General features: G+C 38.9%; 11 protein-coding genes. 4 read left to right on the top strand and 7 right to left on the bottom strand.

What is annotated here, in order from left to right; genetic code table 11:
- Nucleotides 1–56: 56 nt before the first annotated feature.
- From L654_RS0122040 to L654_RS0122030, 3 genes are all read left to right on the top strand, one after another.
- Nucleotides 57–341 carry a DUF3630 family protein gene (locus L654_RS0122040; protein ID WP_024609056.1) on the top strand — a complete coding sequence of 95 codons (285 nt, stop codon included), beginning with the start codon at nucleotides 57–59 and terminating at the stop codon, nucleotides 339–341.
- Nucleotides 342–512: 171 nt separating this feature from the next.
- Nucleotides 513–2,222: a BamA/TamA family outer membrane protein gene (locus L654_RS0122035; RefSeq protein WP_024609055.1), complete on the top strand. Its 1,710-nt coding sequence runs from the start codon at nucleotides 513–515 to the stop codon at nucleotides 2,220–2,222.
- 68 nt (nucleotides 2,223–2,290) lie between these two features.
- The gene (locus L654_RS0122030) at nucleotides 2,291–2,866 is read left to right on the top strand and encodes a mechanosensitive ion channel domain-containing protein (protein ID WP_010553281.1); all 576 of its coding nucleotides are present in this window, start codon (nucleotides 2,291–2,293) and stop codon (nucleotides 2,864–2,866) included.
- An 88-nt stretch (nucleotides 2,867–2,954) separates the two neighbouring features.
- Here the strand turns inward: L654_RS0122030 and L654_RS0122025 are convergent, their stop codons facing one another.
- Genes L654_RS0122025 through L654_RS0122015 form a run of 3 tightly spaced genes read right to left on the bottom strand, consistent with a single transcriptional unit; the run spans nucleotide 2,955 to nucleotide 5,342 of the window.
- On the bottom strand, nucleotides 2,955–4,013 hold the full coding sequence (locus L654_RS0122025) for a succinylglutamate desuccinylase/aspartoacylase family protein (protein WP_024590698.1): 1,059 nt from the start codon (nucleotides 4,011–4,013) through the stop codon (nucleotides 2,955–2,957).
- The gene (rimK, locus tag L654_RS0122020) at nucleotides 4,000–4,905 is read right to left on the bottom strand and encodes a 30S ribosomal protein S6--L-glutamate ligase (RefSeq protein ID WP_002961977.1); all 906 of its coding nucleotides are present in this window, start codon (nucleotides 4,903–4,905) and stop codon (nucleotides 4,000–4,002) included. The genes L654_RS0122025 and rimK overlap by 14 nt, the downstream gene beginning before the upstream one ends.
- A gap of 2 nt (nucleotides 4,906–4,907) precedes the next feature.
- Nucleotides 4,908–5,342: an ATP-dependent zinc protease gene (locus tag L654_RS0122015; RefSeq protein WP_024590696.1), complete on the bottom strand. Its 435-nt coding sequence runs from the start codon at nucleotides 5,340–5,342 to the stop codon at nucleotides 4,908–4,910.
- Nucleotides 5,343–5,627: 285 nt separating this feature from the next.
- Here L654_RS0122015 and zntB point away from each other — a divergent pair, with 285 nt between their 5' ends.
- On the top strand, nucleotides 5,628–6,599 hold the full coding sequence (zntB, locus tag L654_RS0122010; RefSeq protein WP_024609054.1) for a zinc transporter ZntB: 972 nt from the start codon (nucleotides 5,628–5,630) through the stop codon (nucleotides 6,597–6,599).
- Between the two features lie 285 nt (nucleotides 6,600–6,884).
- Here zntB and L654_RS0122005 read toward each other — a convergent pair whose 3' ends face one another.
- The 4 genes from L654_RS0122005 to parC all read right to left on the bottom strand — a co-directional run bounded on the left by L654_RS0122005 (nucleotide 6,885) and on the right by parC (nucleotide 12,476).
- Nucleotides 6,885–8,072 (bottom strand): polysaccharide lyase family 7 protein, encoded by a 1,188-nt coding sequence (locus L654_RS0122005; protein WP_024590694.1) that lies wholly within the window; start codon nucleotides 8,070–8,072, stop codon nucleotides 6,885–6,887.
- Between the two features lie 898 nt (nucleotides 8,073–8,970).
- Nucleotides 8,971–9,306 carry a ribonuclease E inhibitor RraB gene (rraB, locus tag L654_RS0122000; RefSeq protein ID WP_007585369.1) on the bottom strand — a complete coding sequence of 112 codons (336 nt, stop codon included), beginning with the start codon at nucleotides 9,304–9,306 and terminating at the stop codon, nucleotides 8,971–8,973.
- Nucleotides 9,306–10,019, bottom strand: coding sequence for a 1-acylglycerol-3-phosphate O-acyltransferase (locus tag L654_RS0121995; RefSeq protein WP_024590693.1), 714 nt, complete (start codon nucleotides 10,017–10,019; stop codon nucleotides 9,306–9,308). Before L654_RS0121995 ends, rraB begins: the two co-directional genes overlap by 1 nt.
- Nucleotides 10,020–10,181: 162 nt before the next feature.
- Nucleotides 10,182–12,476 carry a DNA topoisomerase IV subunit A gene (parC, locus tag L654_RS0121990; RefSeq protein ID WP_010553285.1) on the bottom strand — a complete coding sequence of 765 codons (2,295 nt, stop codon included), beginning with the start codon at nucleotides 12,474–12,476 and terminating at the stop codon, nucleotides 10,182–10,184.
- Between the last annotated feature and the right edge of the window lie 8 nt (nucleotides 12,477–12,484).

Below are 12,484 nucleotides of genomic sequence, written 5' to 3'. Positions count from 1 at the left end.
CGGCGGCGAGTTTTTAACTGCAATTCGCAATTACCTAGCTACAAATTAAGAATGTTATGACCCAAATAGAATATGACCACGCCCATAAATACATTTTAATTACGCCAGTCGAGCCTCCACACGATGAAGACTTTGAACTGTGGAGCACACTCTTTTTACACTCAGACGATGTAACACTCAATGAGTATTCTGCAGGCGCCGATCGCCATCAAGTTCGCTTTACCTATAATCAGCATACCTTTAATTTAAACTATGAGCATTACAGCCAAAGTATTTGGATTAATGCCGAAGGCCATGAAGCTGAGCACTTATTAGCCGCTTTAGCATTTTATTTAAGTTAGCTTTTAATATCCCGCCCACAGGCGGTTCTAAACCAGGTTGGTTATTAACATAAGTGAATATGAGTAACAATTAATTAGTTTCAAAATCCATACCTTTTACTTACATTATAATAACAATGATGTAAGCTGATATTACGATAGTCATTTGCTACGTAGCAGTAAAGAGGTTTAATGGTGAATAAGAAATGGATAGCACAATGTTGTATTAGCTTAACGGTTTTAAGCTTTTATGTGCCTAATGCATTCGCACAACAATCTTCAACGAAAACTGATAACTGCCTTGTAGAACAGACAGATTTAAGCACAAATAAAAACTTACGCCGAGAAGTTCAAGACAAAACAACCCTCACGCACAGTAATAGTAACGCTAAAATAGCCTCAATAAAGCTCAAGCAACTTAATGTATTTAATACTGAGCTTGAAGAGGAAAATAATGCCCTATTCCGATTTGCTAACCGCGCTCATATTCAAACAGAGCCCGATGTCATTAATAACCTTTTATTATTCTCCCCTGGTGACAAGTACGATGCTAAAAAGCTTGCAGAGTCTGAGCGCCTACTTCGTAAAGAAAGCTACTTATATGATGCACAAATTAGTGCAATCGAAAACTGCGACGGTGACGTTAATGTAGAAGTGGTTACCCGTGATTTATGGACACTTTTACCTGAAGTAAACTTTAGCCGTAGCGGCGGAGAAAATAAATCAAGTATAGGTTTTAGAGAATCAAACCTGCTTGGTTGGGGGAAGCGCCTTTCTTTGTCACGCACGACCGACAGCGATCGTAGCGGTTATTTATTTGTTTACGACGATCCTAATATTTTATCTACTCGCTACCGCGGCCGTTTAGAGTACGCTGATAACAGCGATGGCAAGCGCCATTTACTTGAGCTAACCTATCCATTTTACGCGATAGACACCCCTTTTAGTTACGGTATTTTAAGCTATTCTGAGCAGCGCGAAGAGTCACTATATAAACGCGGCGAAGAGTTTAGCGAATTTGATCAAACTACTGATTTAAACCGTGCATTTATAGGACACTCTAAAGCGCTTAATAATAATTGGACCCAACGCTTAACCTTAGGTTATACCGACGAGCAGCATACCTTTGAAGCTATAGACACTACATTTGCACCACTTGCCGATGACAGAAGTTTAAGTTATCCCTTTATAAGCGGCCATTGGTTTGAAGATAACTACATAAAAGTACGCAATTTTGACAGTATATCTCGCACTGAGGATTTAAACTTAGGTTGGAATATTAAAAGCTTAATTGGCTATTCAGACGAATCATTAAGTAATGACGACAGCCGCGCGGTGTATTCTTTTAACTTTAAAAAAGCCCACTTTACTAACGATAATACCTTATGGCGTTTTAGTGCTGATATTGATGGCTATTGGAATAAAGAACAGAAAAAACTCGAAAACTTTATGGCCACTAGCCAAGTACAATATTATTTAAATACCAGTGAAGACCAATCTTGGTATGTTAAAGCCCGGGTGCAATACGCAAAAAACCTTACTGCTGATCAACAGCTTACTTTAGGCGGCGAAACAGGCCTGCGTGGTTACCCTATGGATTATCAACATGGCGACCGCAGCTTTTTAGTTAATCTAGAAAAGCGCTATTACTGGGAGTACGATTTACTACAACTATTTAAAGTGGGTGGCGCAGCTTTTGTAGATGTGGGCAGAGCATGGTTTAACGATAAAGATAATGGCGAAAACGCACATGTATTAAAAAATATAGGCGTGGGTCTTCGTTTAGCACCAAGTCGTGCAAACTCAGGAACTATGATCCACATTGATATTGCAGCCCCAGTTGATAGCTACGATGACGTAGACTCAGTACAGTGGTTAGTGAGCGTTAAAAACACTTTTTAAATAATACAAACGCGTTAAACTAATACCAATTGAATAAATTAAATTGGTATAAAAGTTCAAGGTCTAATGTGGAAATAATAGAAGTTTTAGAATTGTTTGCATCACAATATAAGTTAATTGTAACTATAATCGCTATTTTGGTTTTCCCTCTGCTATTAAAAATAACCAAAAAATTACTCGAAAAAGCAATTAAGGGGAAAGTTGATTTACACCGAAAATATCGTGCAGAGCTCTTACTAAAAATTATACTCGCCTTTGTCGTGCTGTGTTTAGTTTTAGTATTTTGGGGTATAGAGCTGCGTGGCTTATTGGTTTTAGGCTCCTCTTTATTTGCCATGTTAGGGGTAGCACTTTTTGCCGCTTGGTCATTATTGAGTAACCTCACCGCATTTTTACTAATGTTTATTCAAAACGATTGCCGTGTTGGCTATTGGGTACGAATTATTGATGGTGCGAATCATATTGAAGGCCGCATTGTTGAAATGGGCTTAATGAATGTAGTACTTGAGCATATTGATGGGCACCGTGTAATTTACCCTAATAATTTATTTGTGACACGCCCTGTCATGGTTTTAAATAAAGAACCAAAGCCAACAAAAGCTCCCGTTATAAAACGTATTATTGGCCCTAAAAAACATAGTTAAAAAAGTAATAGTCACAAAAAAGCCGCAGAAGATAATTACCTTCTGCGGCTTTTTTAATGCTTTAACTAACCAAAATTAAGGTTAACTATTAGTTATTTAGCTCAGCTGTTTTAAGCTCGTCATCTAAATCATTTATCTCATCAATAAAGTTCTCTAGTTGCTGCTCTACTAAACTATTGTCATTTGCAAAGTAAGCAAGGTGGAATACCGCATCACCTTCATTTACTAATGGCATAGTTTGCTGACCAATAACAATACCGCCTTTAGGCGCTAAAAGCTCAAGCTCAGAGTCACCTAGTGGGCTACTAATATAAGCAAGTACTTGCCCTTTAGTTACATGCTCACCCAGTGATACTTGTGCACGCACAATACCATCAACTTCGGCACGTATCCAACTAGTTGAACCTGCAATAATAGGATCTGGTAACTTTTTAGGACGCTTGCCACGGATCATTTTTAAATGACGCATAACATAATCAACACCCTGCACACCTGCCGCAATTGCGATTGGATCAAAACGCAGTGCTTCACCAGCTTCATAGGTTATAACCGGTATACCTAGGTTTGCTGCTTCACTTCGTAATGAGCCATTACGCAATGATGCATCTATAACTGCTGGCGTGCCGAATGCTTTAGCCATTTCAGCGGTTGCTTCATCAGCTAAGTTAGCGCGAATTTGCGGTAAGTTAGTTCGATGAATAGCGCCAGTATGTAAATCAATAATGTGGGTACAATGTATTGCCACTTGATTAAAAAACATATAAGCCATACGCCCAGCAAGTGAGCCACGCTCAGAACCTGGGAAACTACGGTTCATATCGCGTCGGTCTGGTAAATAACGCGATTTATGAATAAAGCCAAACACATTCACAATAGGCACAGCGATTATTGTGCCGCGCAGTTGGCTTGGGTCTATTTTAGCAATTAACTGACGCACAACTTCTACGCCATTTAGCTCATCACCATGAATAGCCGCACACACCATAAGCACAGGACCTTCCATTACACCGTTAACCACTTCAATAGGAATATTAAGTGGTGAATGGGTATAAAGCTTAGCTGCCTCTAAGGCAAGTGTTTTACGCTCGCCTACGCCTACACTTTCACCTAATAAGGTAAAAGGACGGTTAATTTTAACCTTTGCCACGTGTTGCTGTTCCTTTACTTGAGGCATTTTTTTCGATGAAATCAATCACCATGCCTGCAATGTCTTTACCTGTTGCTATTTCAATGCCCTCTAAACCTGGTGATGAGTTTACTTCCATCACAAGTGGTCCACGAGATGAGCGAAGTAAATCAACTCCCGCTACGTTCAAGCCCATTGATTTAGCCGCCGCTACTGCCGTTTTACGCTCCTCTGGAGTAATACGAACTAATGTAGCACTACCACCACGGTGAAGGTTAGAGCGGAACTCACCTTCTTGTGCTTGGCGCTTCATAGCTGCTATTACTTTATCGCCTAATACGAAACAACGTATATCGGCACCACCCGCTTCTTTAATGTATTCCTGAACCATAATATTAGCTTTTAAGCCCATAAATGCTTCAATAACACTTTCAGCCGCTTTGCGTGTTTCAGCAAGTACAACACCAATGCCTTGTGTGCCTTCAAGTAATTTAATTACAACAGGTGCACCGCCTACCATTTCTAGTAAGTCTTTTACATCATCTGGTTTGCTAGCAAAACCTGTTACTGGCATACCAACGCCTTTGCGCGAAAGTAACTGAAGTGAGCGTAATTTATCGCGCGAACGAGAAATAGCGACTGATTCGTTTACAGGGTAAACACCCATCATTTCAAACTGACGAAGTACCGAACAGCCATAAAATGTAACCGATGCACCAATACGCGGGACGATTGCGTCAAATTCTTTTAAGTTTTCACCGCGATAGTGAATTTCTGGTTGCTCAGAGTTGATATTCATATAACAGCGCAATGCATCAATCACTTTAACTTCGTGACCGCGTGCCTCTGCCGCCTCAATTAAGCGACGTGTTGAATATAATTTTCTGTTGCGAGATAAAATACCGATTTTCATAGTTAAACCTTACGACCTAATAGTTGAGATAAAGCCGGGTCAACGACTATACGATTTTCCATGGCTGTACGCCCTAATAACATTCTAAACTTCATTGTTGCACGGCTTGTTAAAGTAAGCTCGATAGGCCAGCTGTGCTCGTCTGCATGCAATGTAGTCTCTATAAAGTAACGTAACTCTTTTTGCCCACTTGAGCTGGTTACGTACTTCATTTTTTTAACTTTTGCATTGCAAGTGACTTGCGTTTGCTCATCATCTTGCAGTGGCTGGGCCGTAAATTTAACCCATTTTTCTGAGTCAACTTCGTATTCTTCAATGTTAATTGCATGAATACATGAAGTGCGAGCGCCAGTATCAATTTTTGCTTTTATCTCGTTAATACCAAGCTCAGGTAAACTTAACCACTCACGCCAACCAACTGTGATCTTTGCTGTCATAAATGTGCCCTTAATAAAAAAGTGACTTATACGCTACAGGTAAAAAAACACCAACGAAATAAATTTATCTAGTCGATTAGTAAATTAAATTGATCTTTTTAAACAACTGGTCACACAATGCACGCCTTGCTGAATAGTACTTTATGCCACTTTACTCAGCCCAAAGGCTCTGCATATATTTTGCTATTTAAGCTTAACTTATTAAAAATAAAGGTAAGTTTAAAATAGTTAAGTAGATACACTATAGTTAACGGTATTAAAAATACACTATTATGAGAAATAATTATGATTAATGGTTTACTACATGCACTTGTACTTGATGGACAAGGCGGCGCTCGCCCTATTGAAAGCACTAATGAGCTAAATAGCTGGCAACCAAGCCACGGAAAACTTTGGGTGCACATGGACTATAGCCAAAGCGAGGCTGTTGAGTGGCTCAAGGCACAACCTCATTTAAACGACTACGAATTAGAGTCCTTAATTGCTGATGAAACACGCCCGCGTATTACATCAACTACTAACGGACATATGTTATTTTTACGTGGTGTAAATTTAAATCCAGCACAAAGCCCTGAAGACATGGTTTCAATTCGTTTATTTATTAGCGAAGACATTCTTATTACTACCCGCAAGCGTCGTTTATTATCGGTGCAAGATACGCTCGCCTGTTTAAATGAAAATAAAGGCCCATGCAATATTTCTGAGCTAGTATGCTCTATTACACAAAAACTAACTTCTCGCATGCAAAGCGTTATTGACTCACTAGATGAAACACTCGACGAGTTTGAAGAAGAAATAGATGAACCAAGTAAAAAGTTTGATAACCAAGGTTTATCACAGTTGCGCCGTCAAACAATTGCCTTAAAGCGTTATTTAAAACCGCAAAAAGAAGCCCTTAGCTCAATGGTAAATAATCACTACCCGTGGCTGTTAGATGACGATAAAGCAAAATTAAACGAAACAACTAACTTACTTATTCGTTATTTAGAGGAGCTTGATAGCTCTATTGAACGTGCGCAAATCATTCAACAAACAATCACTAACCAAGTGTCTGAGCAATTAAATCAGCGTATGTATGTAATGTCGGTTGTGGCTGCATTGTTTTTACCTTTAGGCTTTTTAACCGGCCTGTTCGGCGTAAACGTAGGAGGCATTCCGGGTACCGAGAGTCCTTATGCGTTTAGTGCTTTTGTCATATTTTTAATTGTGCTTACTGGCGGTATTGGTGTGTATTTTAAAAATAAAAAATGGTTGTAATACCAACCCGCAATAATACTTAATCAATTTGAGAGATTAAATCTGACGCTAACTGCGTTAAAAATTTCTGATATACGTCTGCATGGATGCAGGAGGTAGAGCAATGCAGGAGCAATTAGTGATAATAACTAAATAACGAAATTTTTGCTTTGTTATCGACACTATTTTCTTACCTAAAAATAGATCACTTAATTAAGCGAATTGGTATAAATTAAGTTTTTACAGTTAAAAAAGCCACTCAGCTTTAAACTAAGTAGCTTTCTAAACTACTGAATAACTAAATAATTAGTTAGTTTTACGCGTATAACTAACGTCAGTCATTGTTACTTTAGCTTTTGTAATTCCTAAATCTTTAAAGCACTCTTTAAATGAATCTGAGTTTCCTGACTCGCCACACTCATCTAGTGTATATGGGTCTTGTGATTGTAAATAATTACCAAACTTGAAGTAAGATTCTGAATCATCTTCTACCGGAATACCAAAGGTAGTACCTAGTGCAGTCACATCTACATCACCGTAATTATTAACTACTTTTAGATTGAATGAACCACCACTTCTGATAGTACCTAGTGCATGTTTTTCTTCTTTACCACTGGTGTTACGCAGGCGAACATAAACGTCAAAAATCCCGTTACCTGCTACGCTATCATCAAAACCTGATTCATCAGTATCTGAAACATATACTTTTGAAATCGTACCCGTATCGCTAGCGTGGTGCTGAGAAATAATCGTTTTACCACCATCTGACATTTCAACTTTTACAGTTGCCTCAAAAACCTCATAGGTTTCAGTCATTGCAACACGTGCACTTTCTTTTACTTTATATTCATGACGCCAGCCATTCCCGTTTGGAGTGATATGACGCGCTTCTAGAGGAACAAACTCTAAAGTGTCGCTATTTACTAATGGATGAGGATCGTTACCTTCAAGGTCAAAAATACTACCGTTGGTGATGTTGCTTGCTATACCTGAGCCACTACCAGTGTCGCCACCGCCAGTATCACCACCACCCGTGTCTCCACCGCCAGAAGAAGTTCCCTTAGTTAATGAAAAGTTGTCAAAGCGAACATCATTTGAGCTTTTGTCATGCTTAGCAAATACCTGCAATGAATTAGTACTAGCTGTGGTGAAAGTTTTAGATACTTTTGTCCACGAAGAAACGTTAAATTTCTCACTTTTAAACAAACCATTAAGATCGTTAATGCCGATTTGTCCCTTGCCAAGTACGTACGCACTTAACGTGTACTGAGTATTTCGATCTACATCTACATTCTGGTAAACACGCCCTGGGCTACCTTGAATTTTTAATGATTTAGAGCCTTTATACGAATCTGAAGATAGTGCTGCGGGCTCTGTTTCATTCCAGTTACTCCAACCATCTTCAAAACCAGAATTATCAATCGTGGCAGCATGCGCAAAAGAAGTACTCGCAGCAATTGCAGAACAAATAAGTAACTTTTTATATTTAACCATCATTTTTATTCCTTTAAATCTGTATAAATAACCTAACAGCTAACTTAGTACTAAATACCAAACTTAGCTTGAGCTTGCATCATGTAAACAGACTTTCAATTCAAAAAATTGGTAATATCAAAAATAAATTAAAATAACTCAAATTGGTATTACCAAAACATTACCAAACCGGTAAGGCAAGGCTATATTTTTTGTATCCAATATGTCAACAAGTGAATTGTTACCATGAAATCAGCTAAACGTTCTAAAAATAATAATAAAATAAACATTAATCAATTAATAACAACAAGTTAAAAACAAACCAATTTAAAAAAACGAATGTTGTTATTTGTAAATTTCAGAAAATAGTAGTAATTAAAATAAAATGGTCTATTACCAATTTTTATTTATAGCTTAATGCTTTATGAATAAACCGAATTAAATTTTGATTAAATTGTAACTGAGAAAAACTGGTCATACCAATAAGGCACTAACACAGCTTGATTTGAAAATAGATTTAGTACGAATAATTAATTAAATGGAGCTTTAATCAACACATTTACTAGCATATTAAAGCCCTAAATATTTAGATTTATTAGTCTCTAGCTAGTCCATGTTGACCTTTGGTGGTTGAATTTGTAGCAGTATATTTATTTAATACCAATTCGTTTAATTAAGTGATCTATTTTAAGGCTGGAAAAACGTGTTGATAGCTAGGTAAAAAAATCGCTATTTAGTTGTTCTAAATGAGAATTTTTTAACGCAGGTAGCGACACGTTTAGCCCCGTAAAATGATTAAGTATTATTACGGATTGGTATAACCTCGAAAATAAACATGCCCTAGTTATAGGCATAAAAAAGCGAGTGCTTCTACAGCACTCGCTTTTAAACTAGTTAATCTAAACACTCGTTAATTACATTACTCTTGAAAGTAAGTACCCCAACCATCGTACTCAACTTCGCACTCAACGGCTAGTTGCGCTAGCTTATCAACGTCTTCCATAATAACGTCTACGTCTAGCTCAGCTTCAACTACAATGTCAAAGCTCCAAATTTTGTTACCGTCTTCAAGCTCAAGCTCTGCTGGTTCTTCAACATCGTAACCCAATTTAAAAGCAGCAAGTGCAGCTTGCTCTAACTTAGGAAAGTCTTCACACACAAAGTGGTGCTCTACTTCATAAAGTATTTCAGGGTCTGACCCATCTTCAAGTAGTGAACTTACGATGTCTTCACTTATTTCACGCCAGTTTTCCATTATTTTTCTCTCACTTGAGCATCTAATTCAGTTATTTTAGCAGCCATAATGCTATGCACGCTTTTAGCATGCTCACGCGCGCTAATTTCTTTATCAAGCGGTATAGGCGCTAACATTTCGATGTGAATTGTACCATTATCCCAACGATTTAGCTTAATGGTTTTATGTGTTGTATTCATACATACCGGAATTATGGGTACATCTGCGCTCATTGCGGTGTGAAATGCACCGGTTTTGAATGGTAGCAACCCTCTTCCGTAGCTTCGTGTACCTTCTGGAAACATCCATACAGATAAGCCATTATTTTTAATTTTTTCGGCTGCTTTTGAGATAGTTCCTGCCGCTTTGGAGCGATTCGATCTGTCTATTAATATATTACCCGACAACCAATAAAGCTGACCGAAAAATGGGATCCACTTTAAGCTCTTTTTACCCAAACTTACGCAGTTTTTTGGCACCATTGCTGGCACTGTAAATAAGTCGTAGCTATTTTGATGATTAGCAACATAAACTGCAGGACCTGGATCAACGGCATCTTTATGACGTGTTAAAACTAGCTTAACGCCAACCATTTTAGCCATTGAGCCAAACCAACCCGCTATAATATGTACATTATTAGGGTGAAATGGTCTTACAATCGAAAGTAATAAACCAAAAATACAACTGAATAATATAAACAGCAGCATAATAAAAACGCGTATAACAGCTAGCAAATGGGCTTCTCCAAAAATGAATTATAATTATTATAGCGTTATTTTGTGACACAAACGAGTCAATAGCGCACAAGTGTACGCTGAAATATTTAAGCTCTTTATTTTAAAACAAAAACGGCCTGCAAATGCAGACCGTTTTTATTTATACAAAAAAGTAATTGGCTACTCTTCGCTAATAACGTCTATTGGTTCATCATCTTGAGGGGTTAGCTCAACAACGGCTTCGTCAACACGCTGTAAGCCACGCGGTAGTTTATTACCCCTACGTCCTCGCTCACCATGATAATGCTCTAAATCACTTGGTTTAAGTGTTAGTTTACGCTTACCAGCATGAAGCGTAACACTGCTTCCTAGTGGTACAACAGCAAGCACTTTTACAAACTCTTCACGGGCTTGTACTTTAGCACCCGGTATAGAAATGATTTTATTACCTTTACCCTTACCTAATTTTGGTAAGTCTCGCAGCGGGAATAAAAGCATTCGACCTTCGTTAGAAATAGCCATACAGTAATCGCTAGCAACATCGTTCACTCTAATAGGAGAAAGTAATATTCCACCTTTAGGGACACTTACGAGCGCTTTACCGTTTTTATTTTTACTAACTAAGTCTTTAAAGTCGGTAATAAAGCCGTAACCTGCATCTGACGCCATAAGCAATACTTGCTCGTCTTCACTCATTACCACGTGCTCAAAATTAGCGCCTGGTGTTAAGTTAAAACGACCTGTCATTGGCTCCCCTTGGCTACGCGCCGAAGGTAGACTGTGCGCATCAGTTGCAAACGCCCGCCCTGCTGAATCTAAAAATACCGCAGGTTGATTACTCTTACCACGAGCAGAGGCTCTAAAGCCGTCACCTGAGCGATAATTTAAGCCTTGTACATCTAAGTCATGACCTTTACCAACGCGTGCCCAGCCTTTGTCTGATAGCACAACAGTAACTGACTCTGACGGAATTAAATCTTTTTCGTTAAGTGCTTTCGCTTCTGAGCGCTCAATCACTGGTGAGCGACGATCGTCACCGTACATTTCAGCGGCTTCTTGAATTTCTTTTTTAAGCAGTGTCGACATACGACGTTCCGAGCCCAAAATTTGCGCTAATTTATCACGCTCTTTAGCCAGTTCGTCTTGCTCACCACGAATTTTAAACTCTTCAAGTTTTGCTAAATGACGAAGTTTTAATTCTAGAATTGCTTCTGCCTGCGTATCAGTTAAATCAAAGCGCTCCATTAATACAGGCTTTGGTTTATCTTCGCTGCGAATTATCTCAATCACTTCATCAATATTTAAAAAGGCGGCTAATAAACCCTCTAAAATATGTAGACGCGCTAATACTTTATCTAAACGATACTGCAAACGACGACGCACTGTTTCGCGTCTAAATATTAGCCACTCACTTAAAATACAGCGTAAATCTTTAACTTGCGGGCGGCCATCGAGGCCTAGCATGTTTAAGTTTACGCGGTAATTTTTTTCAAGATCGGTGGTTGCAAATAAATGCGCCATTAATGGCTCAGCTTTAATGCGGTTTGAGCGCGGAATAATTACAATGCGCGTTGGATTTTCGTGATCTGACTCGTCACGTAAATCGGCAATCATTGGTAATTTTTTAGCGTTCATTTGCGCTGCAATTTGCTCAAGTACTTTACCACCAGAACATTGATGCGGCAGCGCTGTAATAACAATATCACCATGCTCTTCGGTATAAACCGCACGCATTTTGATAGACCCACGACCGGTTTTATATATTTTGTGAATATCGGCTTTTGGGGTAATTATTTCAGCATCTGTTGGGTAATCTGGTGCATGTACAAGCTCAAGTAATTCTTCAAGCTCTGTTTTTGGTTTATCAAGTAATAAACAACATGCACTAGCCACTTCACGTACGTTATGTGGCGGAATATCGGTTGCCATACCTACGGCAATACCCGTTATACCGTTTAGTAAAATATGCGGTAAACGAGAAGGCAGTACAACAGGTTCGTCCATCGTGCCATCAAAGTTTGGTGTCCAATCTACGGTGCCTTGGCCAAGCTCTTTTAATAGTACTTCTGAAAACTTAGATAAACGCGCTTCGGTATAACGCATTGCTGCAAACGATTTAGGGTCATCTGCCGCGCCCCAGTTTCCTTGTCCATCCACCAAAGGGTAGCGGTAAGAAAACGGCTGCGCCATTAACACCATCGCTTCGTAACATGCACTGTCGCCGTGTGGATGGTACTTACCAAGCACGTCACCCACTGTACGGGCTGATTTTTTGTACTTAGCGTTAGCCGACAAACCCAGTTCGCTCATCGCATAAATAATACGACGCTGTACTGGCTTTAAACCATCACCTACATGCGGTAAGGCGCGGTCCATGATCACGTACATGGAATAATTTAAATAGGCGTCTTCGGTAAAACGCCCCATTGTTTGTTGCTCAATTCCTTGCATTAGCAAGGTATCTGTATCACTCATTAAAGCTT

Source organism: Pseudoalteromonas sp. TAB23 (genome assembly GCF_000498075.1).
GTDB lineage: Bacteria > Pseudomonadota > Gammaproteobacteria > Enterobacterales > Alteromonadaceae > Pseudoalteromonas > Pseudoalteromonas arctica.
The sequence above is the reverse complement of the archived record's forward strand: the minus strand, read 5'-3'. Positions and strand labels throughout refer to the sequence as shown.

Coding starts and splice junctions, on each gene's coding strand:
- zntB (WP_024609054.1), top strand. CDS start 5,628: ATGATTAATGGTTTACTACATGCACTTGTACTTGATGGACAAGGCGGC.
- rimK (WP_002961977.1), bottom strand. CDS start 4,905: ATGAAAATCGGTATTTTATCTCGCAACAGAAAATTATATTCAACACGT.
- L654_RS0122040 (WP_024609056.1), top strand. CDS start 57: ATGACCCAAATAGAATATGACCACGCCCATAAATACATTTTAATTACG.
- L654_RS0122005 (WP_024590694.1), bottom strand. CDS start 8,072: ATGGTTAAATATAAAAAGTTACTTATTTGTTCTGCAATTGCTGCGAGT.
- L654_RS0122015 (WP_024590696.1), bottom strand. CDS start 5,342: ATGACAGCAAAGATCACAGTTGGTTGGCGTGAGTGGTTAAGTTTACCT.
- L654_RS0122035 (WP_024609055.1), top strand. CDS start 513: ATGGTGAATAAGAAATGGATAGCACAATGTTGTATTAGCTTAACGGTT.
- rraB (WP_007585369.1), bottom strand. CDS start 9,306: ATGGAAAACTGGCGTGAAATAAGTGAAGACATCGTAAGTTCACTACTT.
- parC (WP_010553285.1), bottom strand. CDS start 12,476: ATGAGTGATACAGATACCTTGCTAATGCAAGGAATTGAGCAACAAACA.